We start from the raw sequence: 22,283 nt of genomic DNA, 5'->3' as shown, positions 1-22,283 counted from the left end.
GGCCGCACCACCGCACGACTGCGCCGCGCGATGCGGCCCGCTCGCACGGCACGTGCCCGGCGCCGCCTCCCGGGGCGTCGGCACTGCCGCCGTGACGCTTTCCTTGTATTCGCTGTCGGACGACGGCAGGCGACCGGTATAATTGCGTGCTTTGCTGCGGCGTTTCGTGCGCCGCACGCCCGCATTCCAACTTCCCGGCAAAACCACCACCATGACAGCCCTCCTCATCGACGGCAACGCCCTTTCGAAGACCTTGCGCGCACAGGCCGCCGAACGCGCCGCCGCCCTGACCGCACGCGGCCACCAGCCTGGTCTCGCGGTGATCCTCGTCGGCGCGAACCCCGCGAGCGAAGTCTACGTGCGCAACAAGATCAAGGCGTGCGAGGACAACGGTTTCTTCTCGCAGAAGGATGCGTACCCGGACACCCTGTCGGAAGCCGACCTGCTCGCGCGCATCGACGAACTGAACCGCGACCCGAAGATCCACGGCATCCTGGTCCAGCTGCCGCTACCGAAACACATCGACAGCCACAAGGTGATCGAGGCGATCGCGCCGGAGAAGGACGTCGACGGCTTCCACGTCGCGAACGCCGGCGCGCTGATGACGGGCAAGCCGCTGTTCCGCCCGTGCACGCCGTACGGCGTGATGAAGATGTTCGAGGCGCATGACATCCCGCTGCAGGGCGCGAACGCGGTCGTGATCGGCCGCTCGAACATCGTCGGCAAGCCGATGGCGATGCTGCTGCTCGAAGCCGGCGCGACCGTGACGATCTGCCACAGCAAGACGCGCGACCTCGCCGCGCACACGCGCCAGGCCGACGTCGTGGTCGCCGCGGTCGGCAAGCGCAACATCCTGACCGCCGACATGGTCAAGCCCGGCGCGACCGTGATCGACGTCGGCATGAACCGCGACGATGCGGGCAAGCTGTGTGGCGACGTCGACTTCGCCGGTGTGAGGGAAGTTGCCGGTCACATCACGCCGGTGCCGGGCGGTGTCGGCCCGATGACCATCACGATGCTGCTGATCAACACGATCGAAGCCGCCGAGCGCGCTGCCGCGGCCGCCTGAGCGCCGCCCGATTGCTCTGCCCGCCCAGCCGGCGCGCATTCGCGCGCCGGCGTCTCGCCGGTCGCCCGCCGTGGCCGCGCCGTCGCACTGAATTCCCCCGTATCCGACCCCGTACCGAGCGCATCCAATCGCGTCGTTAGAAACTAACGATTGGAAAGCGCGCGATGCGCCCCAATAATGTCGGTATCGGGCGCCGCCGCATCGCGCCTCACCCTTTTCACCCCGGTTCATCCGGCAACAGACAGGGAGTCTTAATGTCCGCCAGCGCCAACACCAATCCGCTCCTCGATTTTTCCGGCCTGCCCCGCTTCGGCGAGATTCGTCCGGAACACGTGACGCCCGCGCTCGACACGCTGCTCGATGCCGCCAACCGCGCGGTCGACACCGCGAGCGCGCCAGCGACGCCGGCGACATGGGCCGCGATCGTCGAGACGGTCGAGCAGGCGACGGAGCCGCTCGGGCGTGCATGGGGCGTCGTCGGCCACCTGAACGCGGTCGCCGATACGCCGGAGCTGCGCGCCGCCTACGGCGAAAACCTGCCGCGCGTAACCGAGTTCTGGTCGAGCGTCGGCCAGAATCTCGCGCTGTACGAGAAGTACAAGGCGATCGCCGCGAGCGCCGAATACGCGACGCTGTCCGCCGAGCGCAAGAAGATCCTCGACAACGCGCTGCGCGATTTCCGCCTGTCGGGCGCCGAGTTGCCCGAGGACCAGAAGCCGCGCTTCGCGGAACTGCAGGAGCAGCAGGCCGCGCTGTCGAAGGCGTTCTCCGACCACGTGCTCGACGCAACCAACGCGTATGCGTATTTCGCGCACGACGAAGCCGAGCTGGCCGGCCTGCCGGGCGACGCGATCGAAGCGGCCCGCGAAGCCGCGCAGAAGGAAGGCAAGGAAGGCTGGAAGTTCACGCTGCACTTCCCGTCCTACTTCCCGGTACTGCAGTACGCCGAGAACCGCGCGATGCGCGAGACGCTGTACCGCGCGTATGCAACCCGCGCATCGGAACTCGGCCCGCAGTACGGCGGCGGCAAGGCCGAGTGGGACAACACGGCGATCGTCGCCGACGAACTGAAGCTGCGCCGCGAAGAAGCGCAGATGCTCGGCTACCGCAACTTCGCCGAAGTGTCGCTCGCGCCGAAGATGGCCGAATCGCCACAGCAGGTGATCGCGTTCCTCGAGGATCTCGCGACGCGCGCGCGACCGCACGCTGACAAGGACTGGGACGAACTGCGCGCGTTCGCCGCGAAGGAACTCGGTCTGGCCGAGCTCGCGCCGTGGGACGTCGCGTTCTCGGCCGAGCGGCTGCGCCAGCAGCGCTACGCGTTCTCGGAAAACGAGGTCAAGCAGTACTTCCCGGAACCGGCCGTGCTGAAGGGCCTGTTCACGGTCACCGAAACGCTGTTCGGCGTGCGGATCAAGCCGGACGACGCACCGGTGTGGCACAAGGACGTGCGCTTCTTCCGCGTGGAGAACCGCGACGGCTCGCTCGTCGCGCAGTTCTATCTCGACCTGTATGCACGCGAAGGCAAGCGCGGCGGCGCGTGGATGGACGATGCGCGTGCGCGCGCGAAGCGCGGCAACGCCGTGCAGACGCCGGTCGCGTACCTGACCTGCAATTTCTCGGCGCCGGTCGGCGGCAAGCCTGCATGCTTCACGCACGACGAAGTCATCACGCTGTTCCATGAATTCGGCCACGGGCTGCATCACATGCTCACGCGCGTCGACGAACTCGGCGTGTCGGGCATCAACGGCGTCGAATGGGATGCGGTCGAATTGCCGTCGCAGTTCATGGAAAACTTCTGCTGGGAATGGGACGTGCTGTCGTCGATGTCGTCGCACGTCGATACGGGCGCCGCGCTGCCGCGCGAGCTGTTCGACAAGATGATCGCCGCGAAGAACTTCCAGAGCGGTCTCGGCACGCTCCGCCAGATCGTGTTCTCGATGTTTGACATGCTGCTGCACGTCGACTTCGACCCGGCCGGCACGACCGGCGTGAACGCGTTCGCGCGCGAGATCAACGAGCGTTACCACGTGATTCCGCAGGCGGCGTTCTCGCGCTGGCCGAACACGTTCAGCCACATCTTCGCGGGCGGCTATGCGGCCGGCTATTACAGCTACAAGTGGGCCGAGGTGCTGTCGGCCGACGCGTACGCGGCGTTCGAGGAAGCGGCTGCCGCGAGCGGCAGCGTGCTCGACGCGGCGACCGGCACGCGCTATCGCCGCGAGATCCTCGAAGTCGGCGGCAGCCGGCCGGCGATGGATTCGTTCAAGGCGTTCCGCGGCCGCGAGCCGGAAATCGACGCGCTGCTGCGCCACAACGGGATGGCTTCCCCCGCGCACTGAGCATGCCCTGCCCGGCTCGTCCGCCTGCATCGAAAGGCACCGCTTCGGCGGTGCCTTTTTTCATCATGGTGCCGGCGTTTCGCCGCCTGCTTCGTCCGTGTTGTCGGTGTTGAGGTCGGCCTCGTCGTCGAACAGCGAAAACTGCCCGTGACGCTCGGCCGTGTCCTCGTCGATGCGCACGCCGACGCCGAGCAGCCGCACGGCCTGCGCGCGCCGCTGCAGCCCCTTCGCGAGCAGCGTGACGGCCGTCTGCGCATTCGTCGCGTCGGCCACGCACTCGACCGTCGTGCGCTGGAAATCCGCGAATCGGATCTTCACGTACAGCTTGCGGATCGTGCGGGCCGCGCCCGCGCGCGCGATCCGCGCGTCGAGCTGCACGACCAGGCGACGAATCTCGTCCGCGCATTGCTCGAGCGTCGTCAGGTCGGTCACGTAGGTCGTCTCGACGCTGACCGACTTGCGCTCCTGGTCGGCCTGCACGGGCCGCTCGTCGATTCCGCGCGCGAGCTGATACAGCCGCCGGCCGAATGCGCCAAACTCGCGATGCAGATCGATCAGCGACCAGTCGCGCAGCTGAGCGCAGGTCTGGATGCCGAGCCGGTCGAGCCGCGTGGCCGTCACCTGCCCGACGCCGTGCAGCTTGCGCACCGGCAACGCCGCGACGAATGCGTCGACCTCATGCGGACGCACGACGAACAGGCCGTCGGGCTTGTTCCAGTCGGACGCGATCTTCGCGATGAACTTGTTCGGCGCGACGCCCGCCGACACCGTCACGCCGACCGTGTCGTACACGCGCCGGCGAATCTCCCGTGCAATCAGCGTCGCGCTGCCCTGGCACAGTTCGGAACCGCTGACGTCGAGGTACGCCTCGTCGAGCGACAGCGGCTCGACGTCACGCGTGTAGTCGCGATAGATCGCCATGATCTGCCGCGACGCCGCGCGGTACTTGTCCATCGCGGACGGCAGGATCAGCAGGTCCGGGCACTTGCGCATCGCCAGCGCCGACGACATCGCCGAATGCACGCCATAGCGCCGCGCCTCGTAGTTGCAGGTCGCGATCACGCCGCGCTGGTCGGGCCGGCCGCCGACCGCGAGCGGCCGGTTGCGCAGCGACGGGTCGTCGCGCATCTCGACCGACGCGTAAAAGCAGTCGCAGTCGCAATGGATGATCTTGCGCACGCGTGACGGTGCGCCGCCGGGTGGCGGTACGCGCGGATCGGCAGGCGGGATGATGGTCGGATTCACGGTGCCAATACTGTACAAAAACACAGTGCCCGTTTCAACTGTCGCGTGATGTCGCGTTCGGTCGCCTCCGCGCAGTTCCGGCACGTTCCGGCGGCACCGTACCGGTCCGCTTCGCGCGGATCGTACCGCCGCGCGCAAGGACCGCCCCCTATACTCGTCTGCCACAGTTCAAGAAACGCACGGGTGACGGATGAAGACGATCGGACTGATCGGCGGGATGAGCTGGGAATCGTCGGCGGAGTACTACCGGATGATCAATCGCCATTCGAAGGCGCTGCACGGCGGCCATCACAATGCGAAGAGCGTGCTGGTCACGGTGGATTTCGCGGAGATCGAAGCATTGCAGCGCGCGCAGGACTGGGCCGCGCTCGGTGAACGGATGGCCGATGCCGCGCGCCGGCTCGAAGCGGCCGGCGCCGATCTCGTCGTGCTGACGACCAACACGATGCACCGCGTGCACGACGCGATCGAGGCTGCGGTGGCGCTGCCATTCCTGCACATCGCCGATCCGACCGGCACCGCACTGCGAGCAGCGGGCGTCGAGCGCGTCGCGCTGCTCGGCACGCGCTACACGATGGAACTGCCGTTCTATACGGAGCGTCTGCGCGACAAATTCGGCCTCGACGTGCTGGTGCCGGACGAATCCGCGCGTAGCGACGTGCACCGGATCATCTACGACGAGCTGTGTCATGGCGTCATCGATGCCGAGTCGCGCGCGACCTACGTAGCGATCATCGACGAACTGGCGAAACGCGGCGCGCAGGCGGTGATACTCGGCTGTACGGAAATCACGCTGCTGATCGGCGCAGACGATTCGCCGCTGCCGGTGTTTGATACGACCGCGCTGCATGCGAAGGCGGCGGTCGAGTGGGCGGCGGGCTGAAAACAAAAAACCCGGCACGAGGCCGGGTTCCTGTCGACGAAGCGCGCATCGGTCACTTGCGCTGCACATCGTCTGGTGTGCTTGGTTGCGGGGGTAGGATTTGAACCTACGACCTTCGGGTTATGAGCCCGACGAGCTGCCAGACTGCTCCACCCCGCGTCAGAGAAATAAATTATAGGGTGATGAAGTACTCACGTCAACACTTTTGTCACAATTTCTTTGCAGGTCGTCGATCACGCGATGCATCGCCCCTGCTTCGCGTCGCGTGTCGCGCGCGTTCGCGCCCCTTGCTCGCGGTAAGATGGCGGCCTTCGCATTCACCCCGCACGCATTCCCGTTCATGAAAATCGCCACCTGGAACGTCAACTCGCTCAACGTCCGCAAGCAGCACGTGCTCGACTGGCTCGCGCAAAGCGGAACCGACGTGCTGTGCCTGCAGGAACTGAAGCTGCCCGACGAGAAGTATCCGCGCGCCGATCTCGAGGCTGCCGGCTACCGCAGCTGGTTCGCGGGCCAGAAGACCTACAACGGCGTCGCGATCCTCGTGCGCGACACGCTCGCCGTCGACGAATCGGACGTCGTGCGCAACATCCCCGGCTTCGACGATCCGCAGCAGCGCGTGATCGCCGTGACGGTCGACGGTGTGCGCATCGTGTCCGCCTATTTCCCGAACGGCCAGGCACCCGACTCCGACAAGTTCGTCTACAAGATGCAGTGGCTCGACGCGCTGCATGCGTGGCTGGCCACCGAGATGCAGCGCTACCCGAAGCTCGCGCTGCTCGGCGACTACAACATCGCGCCCGAAGACCGCGACGTGCACGACCCGGCGAAATGGGAAGGCCAGAACCTCGTGTCGCCGCAGGAGCGCGCGCACTTCGCGAAGCTGATCGAGCTCGGCTTCGTCGATGCGTTCCGCCGCTTCGAACAGCCGGAGAAGACCTTCACGTGGTGGGACTACCGGATGTTCGCGTTCCGCCGCAACGCGGGGCTGCGCATCGACCACGTCCTGCTGTCGCCGGCGCTCGCCGCCACCTGCACGTCGTGCGAAGTCGACCGCGTGCCGCGCACGTGGGACCAGCCGTCCGACCACACACCCGTCGTCGCGATCGTCGGCTGAGCCCCTGCCCACTCTCACGCGCGCGCTCAATCGCGCGCGGGCGCGGGCCCGAGATGGGCCCATAGGAAACCGAACTCCGCCGCATCCGATTCGGCGCGCTCCAGATCGTCGGCGCTGCCGTGGCCGCCGTCGGTGTTCTCCCAGTACCACACCCGTTCGTGGCCGAGCGCATGCATGCGCGCGGCCATCTTGCGCGCATGCGCCGGATGCACGCGGTCGTCGCGCGTCGACGTCGTCAGCAGCAGCGGCGGATACACGACACCTTCGCGCACGCGGTGATACGGCGAGTACGCGGCGAGCGCCGCACCCTCGCGCGAATCGTCCGGATCGCCATACTCGTCGAGCCACGCGGCGCCCGCGTGCAGTTTCGGATAGCGCCGCATGTCGAGCAGCGGCACGCGGCACAGCACCGCGCCGAACAGTTCCGGACGCTGCACCATGCAGGCGCCCACCAGCAGCCCGCCGTTGCTGCCGCCCTCGATGCCGAGTTGCGCGGCCGTCGTCACGCCCGTGCGGATCAGGTCCTCGGCCACCGCGATGAAGTCGTCGAACGAGCGCTGCCGATGTTCGCGCTGCGCGTCGACGTGCCAGCCCGGCCCGAATTCGCCGCCACCACGGATGTGCGCGAACGCCGCGACACCGCCGCGTTCGAGCCACGCAATGCCGAGTGCATCGCTGTAGCCGGGCAGGTTCGGAATCGCGAAGCCGCCATAGCCTGACAGCAGGCACGGGCGCGCGACGCGGGCGCTGCCGTCGGCGCGATCCGGCGCATCGCGCGCATCGAGCGCGTCACGCGGCCCGATCAGCGTGTACGGCACCACCGTGCCGTCGCGCGAACGGGCATTCGCGCGACGCACGACGAGCCCGGCCGCATCGAACCGCACCGGCGGCCGATCGAGCAGCACGCGGCGCGACGGCGCATCGGCCGCGCGATCGGCCAGGTCGGCGAGCCAGCATTCGGGCGGATCGAGATAGGTATCGACGTCCACGTACACGTCGTCGTTCAGCGTCGACTCGACCGACTCGACGTCGATCTGCGCATCGCCCGGCCAGTCGAACGGCCGCGCGTCCCACGTCCATGCGCCGTCCTCGCCCTGGCGCGGCTGCCACAGCATCGTGCGGTTGTGCACGTCGTCGAGCCAGCTCGCGATCAGCATCGTGCGCGTGTGCGTCCACGTGCAGGCGGACGTCGACGGCCGCGGCGCGAACAGCGTCGTGAGCTCGCGCGACCCTGCCAGGAACGCCTGCTCGCGGATCGCGAGCAGCGAGCCGCCCGCGTGATGCACGCCGCCGCAGTCCCAGTCGAGCCGCGGCTCCAGCACGAGCCAGCCTTCCCAGAAGCCGACCTCGACATGCGTCGGCACGTCGTAGCGCGCCCACTCGCCCGCGTCGGTCAGCCAGTACGCGTGTGCGTCGAAGAAATCCACGCTGCGCCACGCGACGTGACGGCCATCGATCGGGTCGAACCACGCGCCGGCGCTGATGTCGTCGGGCTCGCCGCGAAACACGACCGGCGCATCGGCGAGCGGCGTGCCGCGTACCCAGCGGCGCGCTTCGTACGGATAGCCGGCCGCGGTCGCATGGGCTTCGCCGCGATCCCAGCTCACGTAGACGGTATCGCGGTCGATCCAGCCGACCGTGTGATGCCCCGGCTCGTCGATCGTGAAACCGCCGTCGACGAAACGACGCTGCACGAGATCGAACTCGCGCACGACGACGGCGTCGGCACCGCCCGGCGACAGCGACAGCAGCGCGCGGTCACCGTCGGGATACAGGATTGCGTCCTGCTCGAACACCCACGACTCGCCCTCTTGCGCGCCGAGCGCGTCGACGTCGAGGAGCGTTTCCCACTCGGGCCGGCCGGCGCGCCAGTCGTCCCAGCGCGCGCGGCGCCACAGTCCCTTCGGATGGAGATCGTCCTGCCACAGGTCGTACGCCCAGTCGCGCCAGCGGGTCGGAATCACCGGGCGTTCGCGCGGCAGATACGCTTGCGCGAGCCGCGCGGTGAGCGCGCGATACGCATCGTCGTCGCGCAGCGCGAGACGCGTGCGCGCGTTCTGCTCGTCGACCCACGCGCGGGCGCGCTTGCTGTCGAGCGCTTCGAGAAAACGGAAGGGATCGGCCCCGGCGGGCCAGCGGAAGGAATCGGACATGACGGAACGCACCTGACGGCAAACCGCGATTATGTCCGATCGCGGCATGCGCGACACCCGCGCATGCCGCGACAGAAGCTTACGGCTCCAGATGCAGTTCCTGGATCTTGCGCGTGATGGTGTTGCGGCCGATGCCGAGCCGCTCCGCCGCCTCGACCTTGCGGCCGCGCGTGAAGTCGAGCGCCTCGCGAATCACGGCCGCCTCGAAACGGCGCGCGAGCTCGTCCATCACGTCGGCCGAATTCTCGCGCAGCAGCCGCGCGACTTCGGTGCGCAGCCCGCTTTCCCACATCGGATAGCCGGCCGGCGCACCGTTCGGTGCGGCCGCGACGGGCGCCGCCGTCAACGGCACGCCACCCGCCGCCAGCTGCGCGCGCGCCGCGTCGCCCGCAACGCCGCCGCTCACGCCGCCGGGCGCATCCGCGCCATCGGCCATCGCGGTCACCGTTGCGCCTGCCGGCACGAGGTCGGGCGGCAAGTCCTTGATCTCGACCGTCTGCGCCGGCGCCATCACGGTCAGCCAGTTCGCGAGGTTCTCGAGCTGCCGCACATTGCCGGGAAACGGCAACGACGTCAGATACGCGAGCGCTTCGTCCGACACGCGCTTCGGCTCGACGCCGAGATCGCGTGCGCTCTTCTGCAGGAAGTGGCGCGTGAGGAGCGCGATGTCCTCGCTGCGCTCGCGTAGCGGCGGCAGCCGCAGCCGAATCACGTTGAGCCGGTGGTAAAGGTCCTCGCGGAACAGCCCCTGCCGCACGCGCGCCTCCAGATTCTGATGCGTCGCGGCGATCACGCGCACGTTCGCGCGCAGCGGGTTGTGGCCGCCGACCCGATAGAACTGGCCGTCCGACAGCACGCGCAACAGGCGAGTCTGCAGATCGAACGGCATGTCGCCGATTTCGTCGAGGAACAGCGTGCCGTTCTCGGCCTGCTCGAAGCGGCCCTGGCGCGTCGTCTGCGCGCCGGTGAACGCGCCGCGCTCATGGCCGAACAGTTCGGACTCCAGCAGGTCCTTCGGAATCGCCGCGGTGTTCAGCGCGATGAACGGGCCGTTCGCCCGCGGGCTGTGACGGTGCAGCGCCCGCGCGACGAGTTCCTTGCCGGTGCCCGATTCGCCGGTGATCAGCACGGTTGCGGCCGAATGCGACAGGCGGCCGATCGCGCGAAACATGTCCTGCATCGCGGGTGCCTGGCCGAGCATCTCGGGCGCCTCGGCGATGCGCTCGTCCTGCGGCGCACCGCCGCGCAGGCTCTCCTCGACCGCGCGGCGAATCAGCTCGACGGCCTTGTCGACGTCGAACGGCTTCGCGAGATATTCGAACGCGCCGCCCTGGAACGCCGCGACGGCGCTGTCGAGATCGGAGAACGCCGTCATGATGATGACGGGCAGGCCCGGCAAGCGCTCGTGCATCGCCTGCAACAACTCGAGGCCGGAGCCGCCCGGCATCCGGATGTCGGACACGAGCACCTGCGGCGTCTCGTGGTCGAGCGCGGCCAGCGCGTCGCGCACGTTCGCGAAGCTCTTCGTCGCGAAGCTGTCGCGGGCGAGTGCCTTTTCGAGCACCCAGCGGATCGATTGGTCGTCGTCTACTATCCAGATCGGCTTCATAGGTCGGTCAGGTATGGGTGAATCCGGTGAATCGCCATGCCGTCGCTCAGTGATCGAGCGGCAGCAGGATCTGAAATTCGGTACGGCCGGGCCGGCTCTCGACCTCGATCATCCCGTCGTGCTGCTGCACGAAGGTCTGCGCGAGCGTGAGACCGAGGCCGCTGCCGTCGTCGCGCCCGGACACGAGCGGGTAGAAGATCCGGTCGCGGATCTCCTCCGGAATGCCGGGCCCGTTGTCGACCACGTGCAAGTCCAGTGCCAGCTTGTACAGGCGCTTCGCGATCGTCACCTTGCGCGCGACGCGCGTGCGCAGCTCGATCTTCGCGTCGCCCTGCGCGATCCGTTCGCGCAGCGCCTGCGCGGCGTTGCGCACGATGTTCAGCAGCGCCTGGATCAACTGCTCCTTGTCGCCGCGCAGGTCCGGCACGCTCACGTCGTAATCGCGCTCGATGGAGAGCCCGCGCGGAAATTCCGCGAGCATCACCGCGCGCACGCGTTCGCACACTTCATGAATGTTGACGTCGCCGACGATGTGCGGATGCCGATGCGGCTCCAGCAACCGGTCGACGAGCGTCTGCAGGCGGTCGGACTCCTTGATGATCACCTGCGTGTATTCGCGCAACTCGCCGCGCTCGCGCTCGCTCAGTTCGAATTCGAGCAGCTGGGCTGCGCCGCGAATGCCGCCGAGCGGGTTCTTGATTTCATGCGCGAGGTTGCGGATCAGTTGCTTGTTGACCGCGGTCAGGTCGTGGATGCGTTCCTCGCGATCCGTGCGCGACTGCCGTTCGTTCTCGAACAGCTCGACGAGTACGAAATCGGGCGCGGTCTCGAGGAAGCCGACGATCGCATGCACGTGCAGCGGTTCTCGGCCGGGCCGATCCAGCACGGTATCGAGATGCGTCGCGTGAAAGCGCTCCTCGCCGATCGCGGTGATCGTCGACGCGAGCTCGTTCGCGTTCGGGAAAATCTCGCCCCACGGCCGCTGCGCGAGCTGCCGGCGCGAGATGTCGAGCATCGCCTCCGCGGATGGGTTCGCGTACGCGACCCGCAGCGTCTTGCGGTCGAGCACGATCACGACCGTCGGCAGCGCTTCCAGCCCCGCAAGCAGGCCCGAGCGCGTGAGCCGCTCGTCTTCCGTCAGTCGCTCGGGCTGCCCCGTCTTCGCCTTGATCAGATTCTTCAGAGCCATCGTGCGTGTCGTCGCGTCTCACCGGGTCGAAAAATGGAAATGCTCGGAACAAAAAAGGGACGGCTGGACGCCGTCCCCTTTCAGACTCCGCGGTTCCCGCCGCAAGCCGCGCGACGGGAACGAACCGGCATGACGGCGCTGAATCGAAGCGCCATCGCCGATTACAGCGAGTAGTACATCTCGAACTCGATCGGATGCGTCGTCATGCGGAACTTCGCCAGTTCCTGCTCCTTCAGCGCGAGGTATGCATCGATCATGCCGTCGGTGAATACGCCACCGCGCGTCAGGAACTCGCGATCCTTGTCGAGTGCTTCCAGTGCCTGGTCGAGGCCTGCGCAGACGGTCGGGATCTTTGCATCCTCTTCCGGCGGCAGGTCGTACAGGTTCTTGTCCGCGGCTTCGCCCGGGTGGATCTTGTTCTGGATCCCGTCGAGACCGGCCATCATCAGTGCCGTGAAGCACAGGTACGGGTTCGCCATCGGATCCGGGAAGCGCGTTTCGATACGGCGGCCCTTCGGGTTCGACACGTGCGGAATGCGGATCGATGCCGAACGGTTACGCGCCGAGTAAGCGAGCTTGACCGGTGCTTCGAAGTGCGGGACCAGACGCTTGTACGAGTTCGTCGTCGGGTTCGTGATCGCGTTCAGTGCACGGGCGTGCTTGATGATGCCGCCGATGTAGAACAGCGCCAGTTCCGACAGGCCGGCATAGCCGTTGCCCGCGAACAGGTTCTGGCCGTCTTTCCAGATCGACTGGTGAACGTGCATGCCCGAACCGTTGTCACCGACGACCGGCTTCGGCATGAACGTCGCCGTCTTGCCGTACGAGTGCGCGACGTTATGGATGATGTACTTCGACCATTGCGTCCAGTCGGCGCGCTGCACCAGCGTCGAGAACTTCGTGCCGATTTCGTTCTGGCCCTGGCCCGCCACTTCGTGGTGGTGCACTTCGACCGGGATGCCGAGCTGTTCGAGCAGCAGGCACATTTCCGAACGCATGTCCTGGAACGTGTCGACCGGCGCGACCGGGAAGTAGCCGCCCTTCGTGCCCGGACGGTGGCCCGTGTTGCCGCCTTCGAATTCCTTGCCTGCCGACCACGGTGCTTCTTCCGAGTTGATCTTCACGAAGCAGCCCGACATGTCCGTGTTCCACTGGACCGAGTCGAAAATGAAGAATTCCGGTTCCGGACCGAAGTAGGCCGTGTCGCCGATGCCCGTGCTCTTCAGGTACGCTTCGCCGCGCTTCGCGAGCGAACGCGGATCGCGCTCGTAGCCCTTGCCGTCGGCCGGCTCGACCACGTCGCAGGTCAGCACGAGGGTCGACTCTTCGTAGAACGGGTCGATGAACGCAGCGCTCGGGTCCGGCATGAGCAGCATGTCCGACGCCTCGATGCCCTTCCAGCCGGCGATCGACGAGCCGTCGAATGCATGACCGCTTTCGAACTTGTCTTCGTCAAACGCCGAAACCGGCACCGACACGTGCTGTTCCTTGCCGCGCGTATCCGTGAAGCGGAAATCGATGAACTTGACGTCCTCGTCCTTCACGAGCTGCATGACGTCGGCGACGGTTTTACTCATAACCTCTTCTCCTGATTGAACAATTCCGGCGGACTGGGAACCGCCTCGTTTATCGAGCTGCCCGGAGTCTGGCTTTGGCGCAGCGCGCCCCGGGTCGACCGAATTCTATATAGCAGCAACCGTGCCAGCCATGCACAGAAGCGACATGAATCGCGCCAGCCCGCGCCACGGCAGGGCCCGGCTGCGCGATTCCGGGGCCGGGCGCCGCATCGGCGATCGCCTCGCCGCACTTCAATGGTGCAAACGGCGAAGCGCGCCGATGCCGTTGAATCATTCTGGTGCATTCGTGCCATTCTGCACTTTTTTGGTGAACACGTGGGCGGTGCATACCCTGCCGGGCAAGCGGACATCCGCGCGGCGGCACCGCGCTAGAATGATCGTTTGACCGATACGGAGACCTCCTGCCATGAGTACGCTCGACCAGCTTTACGCGAAGGCCGAAGAACGCCGCGCCCAGGGCGCGCTCCCCTATGCCGGCGCACTGCTGCCGGTCGAGGCTTTCGAACTGTTGCAGCTCGACCCGTCGGCACGCCTCGTCGACGTGCGCACCCGCGCCGAGCTCGACTGGATCGGCCGCCCGCTCGTCGGCGACAGCCAGTACCTGCACCTCGAATGGACGCGCTACCCTGGCAGCGTGCCGAACGCCGAATTCGTCGATCAGCTGAAAGCGGCCCTCCCGGCCGATACGCCCATCCTGTTCCTCTGCCGCAGCGCCGCGCGCTCGAAGCTCGCCGCGGTCGCGTCGACGCAGGCCGGCTTCACGAAGGCCTTCGACCTGCTCGAAGGCTTCGAGGGCGGCAAGGATGCGGAAGGCCACCGCAAGACGGTCGACGGCTGGTGCTTCCGGAAACTGCCGTGGATCGGCGCCTGACGGCGCATCCGCCGAAGCACGCCCGATTGCGACATCGTCGGGGCGGGCGATGACATCCCGATGACGGGCCGCGTTGCGCGGCCCGTGGTTTTTGCGCGGCCTCTCCGCGGCCCGCATCGGTAACCGGTGCGCGGCCCTCAGGCGCGCGGCACGTCCGGCTCGACTACGTCGCCACCGAGCAGGTGGACGCCTTCGCGCAGCTTCACGAACGCGGCCGCGACCGCCTCCGGCTCGCCCTTCACGCCGAGGTCGATATGCCGGCGCGCGTAGATCCCGCCGCGCTCGGCGTCGCCCACGCTTGGCAGGCTGAACACGCGCACGCCCGGAAAATCGCGCTCGATCTTCTCCATCAGCGGCGTGAGCGTCGATTCCGGCAGTTCGAACACGTACAGCGAGCGCTCCGCGTGCGGCGTCGCGTGATGGAGATGCCCGTACTTCGTGTCGAGCACCCATTCGATCATCGGCCACGCCATCACCGGGAAGCCGGGCACGAAATGGAGATCGCCGACCGAGAACCCGGGAATCCGGTTGTAGCCGTTCGGGATGATCGTCGCGCCCGCCGGGAACACGCCCATGTTGAAGCGATGCTGGTTTTCCGGCGATTCGAAATCGACCGGCCTGGCCGGATCGGTGTGCGTCTCGCGGATGCGCTCCGAGATCAGCGCCTTTGCTTCCGGGTGCAGCTCGAGCGGCACGCCGAGCGCGGCGGCCGCGCACTGGCGCGTGTGGTCGTCCGGCGTCGCGCCGATCCCGCCGGTGGAGAACACGATGTCGCCGGACGCGATCGCGCGAGCGAGCGTGGCGGTGATCCGCACCGGATCGTCGCCGACGTATTCGGCCCAGTCGAGCGCGAGGCCGCGCGCGCCGAGGAGCTCGATGACCTTGCTCAGGTGCTTGTCCTGCCGGCGGCCCGAAAGGATTTCGTCGCCGATGATGATGATGCCGATGCTCATGCCTGCCCCATGTCGATTGCAGTGGCGCGCGAACTCGCGCGCAGGTCGTCCAGCGCGCGCAGGCAATAGTGCCCGAACCACAGCGCCGAGAAGACGAGGATGAAAGCGTAAACCCAGATCATGGCCGCCGCCACGAACGGAAACAGCACCATCATCCAGACCGACGACACCCACACGAAGGTGGGCACGGTACCGAGCAGCCCCGTCGCGACGCCGATGCCGATCAGCGGCCAACGATGCTGCCGCACCAGCGCACGGCGCTCGTCGCGGCTCGCGTGCTGCGCGAGCGCGTCGTAGGTCATCACGCGGTAGGTCAGCCAGCCCCAGATCACCGGCGGCAGCAGCGCGAAGAACGGCGGAATCAGCCACAGCGGGATCGTGACGACCAGCAGCACGACGCCGACGACGGCCGCGCCGAGCGAATTGAACACGCTGCCGAAGAACGTGCCGCCCCGCTTCGCCTCGAGCGTCGCGAACTGCCGGTTCGACAGGTGCTTGATCACGACCGGCATCGAGATCGTCGCGATCAGCAGCAGCACGGTCAGCACGATCAGCGGAATCGCGAGCGAGACGACGACGAACGGCGCGACGACCGCATGCAGCTGCGACATCCCGATCGCGTCGAACATGCGGTACAGCACGGCCGTGAGCACGAAGCCGTCGAGCGCGCCGCGCGCGGCATCGATCAGCGTCTGCCACGAGAACCACAGCACGACGCCCCACAGCAGCGCCGAGACGACGAACGGCATCAGGGTGAGCCACAGCATGCGCGGGTGCAGCGCGCTGACGAAGGCCCGGACGAAGGAGCGCAGCAAGTCGTTCATGCGAACCTGTATCGACGATGAAAAACGGGGAAAGGATAAACCACACGGCCCGCATGCGCCAAAGCGCATGCGGGCCGTGCAGGAGAGCCGTTCAACGGGAAAGCGACGGGGTCAGGCCGACGCCGCGCCGCGCTTCGCGGGAACGAGGCGCCGGAAGATGCGCACGAACGCGAGGCCGTGCTGCGCCCAGAAGCCGTCGCCGTAGGACACGCCTTCGACCTGCTCACGGATGCCGGTCGGCTCGACCGTACGGTTCCACGACGCGGTGCCGAACATCATGTCCCACCACGGGAACAGCACGCCGAAGTTGCACCCGTACTTGGTGCCTTCGTGGCCGTAGCCGACCGCGTGGTGGCGCCGGTGGAAGGTCGGGCTCACGAGCAGGCGCTCGCCGAGCCAGCCGAACGACAGCCGCGCATTCGTATGCTGGATGCTCTGCATGAAGTTCGTGACGGCGGTCAACACGACGAACTGCGACGGCGTCACGCCGATCACGAGCGCGATCGCCGCGAAGAAGCACGACTGGATCACGTTGTCGAGCAGGTGGTTGCGGTCGTCGCACCACAGCGACATCTGCCGCTGGCTGTGATGTACCGCGTGCAGTTCCCACCAGATGCCGAACTTGTGCTGCCAGCGGTGATACCAGTAGCCGGCGAAGTCGAGCACGACGAGGTAGATCGCGAACGCGACGATCGGCCGCGACGTCACGCCCGGCCACAGATAGTCGAGGTTGACGTTCGCGACGCCGTGCAGGCGCAGCCATGCCTGGAAGTGGTCGAACACCGGCTGCAGCGCGAAGAAGAAGAACAGCGTATAGATGCCGAGCTTCGAGATCGCCGTATAGATCACGTCGACCCGCACCGCGCGGCGGTTCTGCCAGCGCTCGACCGGCAGCAGCGCCTCGAGCGGGCGCAGCAGCGCGAACATCAGCACCATCTGCAGCGCGCCGATGATCACCCAGTACAGCGCGTCGTAGGTGTCCTCGTCATAGCCCATCAGGTTGAACTTGAAGAGGAGCGGCTGCACGACATCGACATACAGCCAGGTCTGGATGTCCGACACGAACGCATCGATCAGGTGCAGCATCGTTCGCCTCCGCCCGTCACGCGCCGTTCGCAGCCTTCCACGGCGCGCGGTCGTAGAAGTAGATCCCGTGCGGCGAACGGCCGACGGCGATCGTCTGCACCAGCTTGCGCGATGCGAGATCGATGATACCGACCTTCTTCGCGAAACGGAACGTCACCCACAGCGTCTTCTTGTCGGCGGACAATTCCATGTCGTCCGGCCCCGGCAGCAGGCCGGTGATGTCGCCGACGTTGGTGAGCGTGTTCTCGTCGATGATGCTGATCGTGTTCGCAACCCGGTTCGTGACGGCGACGTGCGTGCCGTCGGCAAGCGAGCGGAAGTTGTGCGCGCCGTTGCCCGTATGGATCTGCTTGACGACCTTCTGGTTGCGCCAGTCGACCACCGCGACGTAATCCGCGCCGGTCATCCCGACCAGCAGGAACTTGTCGTCCGGCGTGAGCCACAGGCCCGCCGGCACCTTGCCGACCTTCATCTTCCACTTGACCGTCTGCGTCGGCAGATCGATCGCCGCGATCTCGCCGGACACCTGCAGCGACACGAGCAGCGTCTTGCTGTCCTTCGTGAATGCGAGGTGGCTCGGCATCACCGCGAGCGGCACGCGCTTCGCGAGATGCACGTCGTGGCCGTCGTAGCTGTAGATGTCGACGCGGTCGAGCCGCAACCCCGCCGCCGCGAACCACTTGCGGTCGGGCGAGAAGCCGAGCTGGTACGGATCGTCGATCCCCTCGACGGTGCGCTGCAGCTTGCCCGTCTTCGGATCGAGGAACATCAGGCTGTTCGAGACCGAATTCGCGACGATCAGCGACGAATTGTCCGGCGTCGCCATCAGATGGTGCGGTTCCTTGCCGGTCGGCAGCGTGGAAACGACTTCGCGGGTCTGCTGGTCGATCAGGGAAAGCGTCGCCTCGGCCGAATTGAGGATGATCACGTTATTCGCGTGTGCGGCGGGCGCCAGCACGGCGGCGGCCAGCGCAAGCGTGCGGCCGAAGGAAAGGAAAGTGCGCATGAAGACTCACGTCGTGGAACAGCATTCATTGTAGAACGCTCGGCAAGCCCCACCGGTTGACCTGAGGCGGCATTGCGCCACTTCGACGCAGGTCGCGGCTGCCATGCGACCGGCGCCTTGGAGCGGCCGGGACCTGCAACCGGTGCGGGCCCGGCCGATCGCCGGTACGCTAGCGCTGCATCGACTCCCACACCTTGTGCAGACGCTTGACAGAGACAGGCATCGGCGTGCGCAGTTCCTGCGCGAACAGCGAAATTCGCAGCTCCTCCAGCAGCCAGCGGAATTCCGCGAGGCGCGGATCGGCGACACCGCCGCGCTGCGACACCGCGCGCTGATACTGCTGGACGAGCGGCAGCAGCTCGCCGGACTGCTTCGCGTCGCGCGCCGGGTCGGCCTTCAGCTTGTCGATCCGCAGCGCGATGCCCTTCAGGTAGCGCGGGAAGTGTGCAAGCTGCACGTAAGGCGTGTCGATCACGAAGCGCTTGCCGACCAGCGCAGCGAGCTGCTGCTGCAGATCGGCGTGAGCCTGCGCGAACGGCTTCGCCTGCGCGAGCTTCTTCGCAAGCCCCGCATACTCGGCGAGGATCTGCCCGACGAGCCGCGCGATCTCCTGCGCGAGCAGGTTCAGGCGGCTCCGGCCCTCGTCGCGGCGCGCGTGGAAGCTCGCGTCGTCGTCGGGCAGCGGATCCTGCAGGCACGCGCGGTCGAGCGCCGTGTCGATCAGCTGGTCGCGCAACTCGTCCTGCGTGCCGAGCGACATGTACTGCATCGCCATCTCGCGCAGCCCCGGCAGGTTCTTCTCGAGGAACTTGATCGGCTCCTTCAGCTGCAGCGCGAACAGTCGCCGCAAACCCGCCCGGTGGATCCGCGCGGCCTCCTCCGGCGAGTCGAACACCTCGACGTCGCAATGCGTGCCGCGATCGACGAGCGCGGGATAGCCGTACAGTGTCTGGCCACGGCGGCGGATCTCCAGCAGCTCGGGGAGCTTGCCGAAGTTCCACGTCGTCAGGCTCTCGTACAGCGCGGTCGCGCCGGCTTCCGCCGGGGCGGCCGTGTGCGGCGCCGCGCCCTTGCCCGGCTTGCCGCCCTTCGCCGCCGAACCCGGCACCGCGGCGAGCGCGGGCGCGTCACCCGCATCGCCCTCGCACGCTTCGCCGCCAGGCGCGATCGTCGATGCCGCCGCGATCTTCTGGAACTGCTGCTGCGCCTGCGCGCCGAGCTCCTGGCGCAGTTGCGCGAGATTGCGCCCCATCGCGAGCTGGCGGCCGTGCTCGTCGATCACCTTGAAGTTCATGAACAGATGCGCGGGCAACGTCTCGAGCTTGAAGTCGGCCGTCTTCATCGCGACCTGGGTCTCGCCGCGCACGTCGGCGATCAGCGCCTCGACGAGGCCGCCCGCGCCGAAGCGCTCGCGGCCCGTCCGCTCGACGAAGCCGGCCGCGTATTCGGGCAGCGGCACGCAGTGCCGGCGCAGCTTCTGCGGCAGCGACTTCAGGAGCAACTGCACCTTTTCCTTCAGCATCCCCGGCACAAGCCATTCGCAGCGGCGCGCGTCGACCTGATTCAGTGCGTACAGCGGCACCGCGAGCGTCACGCCGTCGCGCGGCGTGCCGGGCTCGAAATGGTACGTGAGCGCCATCTCGACACCGGCCATCGTCGCGCGCTTCGGGAACAGCTCGGTCGTCACGCCGGCCGCCTCGTGGCGCATCAGGTCGTCGCGCGACAGGTACAGCAGGCGCTGCTTCTCCTCTGCCTGACCGCCCTTCTTCGCCTCGTCGCGATACCAGCGCTCGAACGCGGCGCCCGTGTGGATTCCCTCCGGAATCGCCTGGTCGTAGTACGCGTAGATCAGCTCGTCGTCGACCAGCACGTCCTGGCGGCGCGACTTGTGCTCGAGCTGCTCGATGTCGGCGAGCAGCTTGCGGTTGTGCGCGAAGAACGGCAGCTTCGTGTCGAACTCGCCCTCGACCAGCGCGCCGCGGATGAACAGCTCTCGCGCCCGCGCCGGATCCTGCTTGCCGAACGCGACGCGGCGGCGGTGGTAGATCGGCAGCCCGTACAGCGTCGCGCGCTCGAACGCGCTGACCTGCGCGGGACGCTTTTCCCAGTGCGGCTCCGACAGCGATTTCTTTAACAGGTGCGCGCCGATCTTCTCGACCCACTCCGGCTCGATCTTCGCGAGACAGCGCGCATACAGCCGGCTCGTCTCGACGAGTTCGGCCGCCATCACCCAGCGGCCGGCCTTCTTCGCGAGTGCCGAACCCGGCCACAGGTAGAACTTGATCCCGCGCGCACCGAGGTAGTGCGGATCGTCGTCGGCCTTCATGCCGAGGTTGCCGAGCAGGCCCGTCAACAGGGCCAGATGGACCTGTTCGTAGGTCGCCTCGACCTCGTTGAGCCGCCAGCCGTGCTCACGCACGACCGTCAGCAGCTGCGAATGGACGTCGCGCCATTCGCGCAGCCGCAGGTGCGACAGGAAGTTCTGCCGGCACGCGTCGACCAGCTGGCGGTTCGACTTCTTGTGCGCGACGGCTTCTTCGAACCACGCCCAGATCTTCAGCCACTGGAGGAATTCGGAGCGCTCGTCGGCGAACCGGCGGTGCGCCTGGTCGGCCTGCTCCTGCGCCTCGATCGGACGGTCGCGCGGGTCCTGCACGGACAGCGCGCTCGCGATGATCAGCACCTCGCGCAGCGACTGCTGGTCGCGCGCGGCGAGAATCATCCGGCCGACGCGCGGATCGAGCGGCAGCCGCGCGAGTTCGCGGCCGAGCGGCGTCAGCGCGTTGTCGTCGTCGACCGCGCCGAGTTCGTTGAGCAGCTGGTAGCCGTCCGCGATCGCGCGGCCGGGCGGCGGCTCGAGGAACGGGAACGATTCGATCGCCGTCAGGTGCAGCGACTTCATCCGCAGGATCACCGACGCGAGCGACGAGCGCAGGATTTCCGGATCGGTGAAACGCGCGCGCGCCTGGTAGTCGCTTTCCTCGTACAAGCGGATGCAGACGCCGTCGGCCACCCGGCCGCAGCGGCCCGCGCGCTGGTTCGCGGCGGCCTGCGAGATCGACTCCACCTGCAACTGCTCGACCTTGTTCCGGTACGAATAGCGCTTCACCCGCGCGAGACCGGTGTCGACGACGTAGCGGATGCCCGGCACCGTCAGCGACGTTTCGGCCACGTTGGTCGCGAGCACGATGCGGCGTGCGTTCGACGCCTTGAACACCTTGTCCTGGTCGGCCGCCGACAGCCGCGCGAACAGCGGCAGGATCTCGGTATGCGGCGGATGATGCTTGCGCAGCGCCTCGGCCGCCTCGCGGATCTCGCGCTCGCCGGGCAGGAACACCAGCACGTCGCCGGGGCCTTCGCGGCACAGCTCGTCGACCGCGTCGACGATCGCGTCCATCAGGTCGCGTTCGGCCTCGCGCGCGGTCTTCACGCGATCGCGGCCGCCCGTGCCTTCGGCGTTCTTCACGGCCGGGCGATCCTCGGCCACCGGCCGGTAGCGCATCTCGACCGGATACAGCCGCCCGCTCACCTCGATCACGGGCGCCGGACGCTCGTCGGTGCCGAAATGACGCGCGAAGCGGTCGGCGTCGATCGTCGCGGACGTGACGATCAGCTTCAGGTCCGGCCGCCTCGGCAGGATTTCCTTCAGGTAGCCGAGCAGGAAGTCGATGTTCAGGCTGCGCTCGTGCGCCTCGTCGATGATCAGCGTGTCGTACGCCTTCAGCAGCGGATCGGTCTGCGTCTCGGCGAGCAGGATGCCGTCCGTCATCAGCTTGACGGACGCGCCCGGCGCGAGATTGTCGGTGAAGCGCACCTTGTAGCCGACCACCTCGCCGAACGGCGTGCCGAGCTCCTCGGCGATCCGCCGGCCGGTCGACGACGCGGCCAGGCGCCGCGGCTGCGTATGGCCGATCAGGCCGGTGCCGCCGGCGCCGAGGCCGCGGCCGAGATCGAGACAGATCTTCGGCAGCTGGGTGGTCTTGCCCGAACCCGTTTCACCGCAGACGATGACGACCTGATGACCGGCGATCGCGCGCGCGATTTCGTCGCGCTTGCCCGACACGGGCAGGCTTTCGGGGTAGGTGATCAGCGGAACGGGATTGGGCGCGATGGCGGCGCGCGGCGGACGTTCACGGCGCGGCGCGCGCTCGCCGGCGGCCTGTGGTGCGCCCTGCGCGGCCGGCTGGCCCGGTTCGCGGCGCCGCTCGTCGCCACGCGGCGGCTGACCCGCCCGCTGTTGCTGCTGGCGCGCCGGCTGGCCCTGCTGCTGACGCGCATCGGCCGCACCCTCCGGGTGCCGGGCCGACGGCGCTTTGGCCCGCGTCGGCGCGGGACTTTTAGGTACATTCGACATGGGGG

The 22,283-nt window shown here is 67.5% G+C and carries 15 protein-coding genes and 1 tRNA gene; 5 read left to right on the top strand and 11 right to left on the bottom strand.

The annotated features are described in order from the left end of the window. Nucleotides 1–211 precede the first annotated feature (211 nt). Nucleotides 212–1,069 carry a bifunctional methylenetetrahydrofolate dehydrogenase/methenyltetrahydrofolate cyclohydrolase FolD gene (folD, locus tag WS66_RS18605; RefSeq protein ID WP_059608417.1) on the top strand — a complete coding sequence of 286 codons (858 nt, stop codon included), beginning with the start codon at nucleotides 212–214 and terminating at the stop codon, nucleotides 1,067–1,069. A 254-nt stretch (nucleotides 1,070–1,323) separates the two neighbouring features. Then, nucleotides 1,324–3,411 (top strand): M3 family metallopeptidase, encoded by a 2,088-nt coding sequence (locus WS66_RS18600; protein ID WP_059608418.1) that lies wholly within the window; start codon nucleotides 1,324–1,326, stop codon nucleotides 3,409–3,411. A gap of 63 nt (nucleotides 3,412–3,474) precedes the next feature. Here the strand turns inward: WS66_RS18600 and dinB are convergent, their stop codons facing one another. After that, nucleotides 3,475–4,680, bottom strand: a complete 1,206-nt coding sequence (dinB, locus tag WS66_RS18595; RefSeq protein ID WP_059608419.1) for a DNA polymerase IV — start codon at nucleotides 4,678–4,680, stop codon at nucleotides 3,475–3,477. A gap of 166 nt (nucleotides 4,681–4,846) precedes the next feature. Between dinB and WS66_RS18590 the strand changes: the two genes are divergently transcribed. Further along, nucleotides 4,847–5,539 (top strand): aspartate/glutamate racemase family protein, encoded by a 693-nt coding sequence (locus WS66_RS18590; RefSeq protein ID WP_059608420.1) that lies wholly within the window; start codon nucleotides 4,847–4,849, stop codon nucleotides 5,537–5,539. Nucleotides 5,540–5,621: 82 nt separating this feature from the next. On the opposite strand, the gene WS66_RS18585 is transcribed toward WS66_RS18590, so the two are convergent. After that, nucleotides 5,622–5,698, bottom strand: a tRNA-Met gene (locus tag WS66_RS18585). 181 nt (nucleotides 5,699–5,879) lie between these two features. On the opposite strand from WS66_RS18585, the gene xth reads away from it, so the two are divergent. After that, on the top strand, nucleotides 5,880–6,656 hold the full coding sequence (xth, locus tag WS66_RS18580; RefSeq protein ID WP_203249536.1) for an exodeoxyribonuclease III: 777 nt from the start codon (nucleotides 5,880–5,882) through the stop codon (nucleotides 6,654–6,656). A gap of 26 nt (nucleotides 6,657–6,682) precedes the next feature. Here xth and WS66_RS18575 read toward each other — a convergent pair whose 3' ends face one another. The 4 genes from WS66_RS18575 to glnA form a co-directional block, all read right to left on the bottom strand. Further along, entirely contained in the window at nucleotides 6,683–8,809 is a 2,127-nt protein-coding gene (locus WS66_RS18575) for a prolyl oligopeptidase family serine peptidase (RefSeq protein ID WP_059608422.1), read from the bottom strand. A 79-nt stretch (nucleotides 8,810–8,888) separates the two neighbouring features. After that, nucleotides 8,889–10,418 carry a nitrogen regulation protein NR(I) gene (gene ntrC, locus WS66_RS18570; protein WP_059608423.1) on the bottom strand — a complete coding sequence of 510 codons (1,530 nt, stop codon included), beginning with the start codon at nucleotides 10,416–10,418 and terminating at the stop codon, nucleotides 8,889–8,891. 46 nt (nucleotides 10,419–10,464) lie between these two features. Beyond that, a complete protein-coding gene (gene glnL, locus WS66_RS18565) occupies nucleotides 10,465–11,607 on the bottom strand; it encodes a nitrogen regulation protein NR(II) (RefSeq protein WP_059608424.1) in 1,143 nt (380 codons plus the stop codon). A 161-nt stretch (nucleotides 11,608–11,768) separates the two neighbouring features. Further along, complete coding sequence (glnA, locus tag WS66_RS18560; protein WP_059608425.1) at nucleotides 11,769–13,184, bottom strand: type I glutamate--ammonia ligase; 1,416 nt, start codon at nucleotides 13,182–13,184, stop codon at nucleotides 11,769–11,771. A gap of 406 nt (nucleotides 13,185–13,590) precedes the next feature. On the opposite strand from glnA, the gene WS66_RS18555 reads away from it, so the two are divergent. Continuing rightward, nucleotides 13,591–14,055: a rhodanese-like domain-containing protein gene (locus tag WS66_RS18555; protein ID WP_059608426.1), complete on the top strand. Its 465-nt coding sequence runs from the start codon at nucleotides 13,591–13,593 to the stop codon at nucleotides 14,053–14,055. 137 nt (nucleotides 14,056–14,192) lie between these two features. Here the strand turns inward: WS66_RS18555 and WS66_RS18550 are convergent, their stop codons facing one another. From WS66_RS18550 to hrpA, 5 genes are all read right to left on the bottom strand, one after another. Beyond that, on the bottom strand, nucleotides 14,193–15,008 hold the full coding sequence (locus WS66_RS18550) for a competence/damage-inducible protein A (RefSeq protein ID WP_059608427.1): 816 nt from the start codon (nucleotides 15,006–15,008) through the stop codon (nucleotides 14,193–14,195). Beyond that, nucleotides 15,005–15,832: an EI24 domain-containing protein gene (locus WS66_RS18545; protein WP_059608428.1), complete on the bottom strand. Its 828-nt coding sequence runs from the start codon at nucleotides 15,830–15,832 to the stop codon at nucleotides 15,005–15,007. The genes WS66_RS18550 and WS66_RS18545 overlap by 4 nt, the downstream gene beginning before the upstream one ends. A gap of 111 nt (nucleotides 15,833–15,943) precedes the next feature. Continuing rightward, nucleotides 15,944–16,918 (bottom strand): sterol desaturase family protein, encoded by a 975-nt coding sequence (locus WS66_RS18540; RefSeq protein ID WP_059608429.1) that lies wholly within the window; start codon nucleotides 16,916–16,918, stop codon nucleotides 15,944–15,946. A gap of 16 nt (nucleotides 16,919–16,934) precedes the next feature. After that, nucleotides 16,935–17,924: a YVTN family beta-propeller repeat protein gene (locus tag WS66_RS18535; RefSeq protein WP_059608430.1), complete on the bottom strand. Its 990-nt coding sequence runs from the start codon at nucleotides 17,922–17,924 to the stop codon at nucleotides 16,935–16,937. 169 nt (nucleotides 17,925–18,093) lie between these two features. Beyond that, a complete protein-coding gene (gene hrpA / locus WS66_RS18530; protein WP_059608431.1) occupies nucleotides 18,094–22,278 on the bottom strand; it encodes an ATP-dependent RNA helicase HrpA in 4,185 nt (1,394 codons plus the stop codon). Between the last annotated feature and the right edge of the window lie 5 nt (nucleotides 22,279–22,283).

Origin of the sequence: Burkholderia sp. LA-2-3-30-S1-D2, assembly GCF_001523915.2 — a bacterium.
Lineage (GTDB): Bacteria > Pseudomonadota > Gammaproteobacteria > Burkholderiales > Burkholderiaceae > Burkholderia > Burkholderia diffusa.
Note: the sequence above shows the minus strand (reverse complement) of the source record. Positions and strands in the feature narration are given on the sequence as shown.

Excerpts from the sequence above, each read along its gene's own strand:
- WS66_RS18540 (WP_059608429.1), bottom strand. The coding sequence starts at position 16,918 with ATGCTGCACCTGATCGATGCGTTCGTGTCGGACATCCAGACCTGGCTG.
- glnA (WP_059608425.1), bottom strand. The coding sequence starts at position 13,184 with ATGAGTAAAACCGTCGCCGACGTCATGCAGCTCGTGAAGGACGAGGAC.
- xth (WP_203249536.1), top strand. The coding sequence starts at position 5,880 with ATGAAAATCGCCACCTGGAACGTCAACTCGCTCAACGTCCGCAAGCAG.
- WS66_RS18535 (WP_059608430.1), bottom strand. The coding sequence starts at position 17,924 with ATGCGCACTTTCCTTTCCTTCGGCCGCACGCTTGCGCTGGCCGCCGCC.
- WS66_RS18545 (WP_059608428.1), bottom strand. The coding sequence starts at position 15,832 with ATGAACGACTTGCTGCGCTCCTTCGTCCGGGCCTTCGTCAGCGCGCTG.
- WS66_RS18590 (WP_059608420.1), top strand. The coding sequence starts at position 4,847 with ATGAAGACGATCGGACTGATCGGCGGGATGAGCTGGGAATCGTCGGCG.
- WS66_RS18575 (WP_059608422.1), bottom strand. The coding sequence starts at position 8,809 with ATGTCCGATTCCTTCCGCTGGCCCGCCGGGGCCGATCCCTTCCGTTTT.
- ntrC (WP_059608423.1), bottom strand. The coding sequence starts at position 10,418 with ATGAAGCCGATCTGGATAGTAGACGACGACCAATCGATCCGCTGGGTG.
- WS66_RS18555 (WP_059608426.1), top strand. The coding sequence starts at position 13,591 with ATGAGTACGCTCGACCAGCTTTACGCGAAGGCCGAAGAACGCCGCGCC.
- WS66_RS18600 (WP_059608418.1), top strand. The coding sequence starts at position 1,324 with ATGTCCGCCAGCGCCAACACCAATCCGCTCCTCGATTTTTCCGGCCTG.
- glnL (WP_059608424.1), bottom strand. The coding sequence starts at position 11,607 with ATGGCTCTGAAGAATCTGATCAAGGCGAAGACGGGGCAGCCCGAGCGA.
- hrpA (WP_059608431.1), bottom strand. The coding sequence starts at position 22,278 with ATGTCGAATGTACCTAAAAGTCCCGCGCCGACGCGGGCCAAAGCGCCG.
- folD (WP_059608417.1), top strand. The coding sequence starts at position 212 with ATGACAGCCCTCCTCATCGACGGCAACGCCCTTTCGAAGACCTTGCGC.
- WS66_RS18550 (WP_059608427.1), bottom strand. The coding sequence starts at position 15,008 with ATGAGCATCGGCATCATCATCATCGGCGACGAAATCCTTTCGGGCCGC.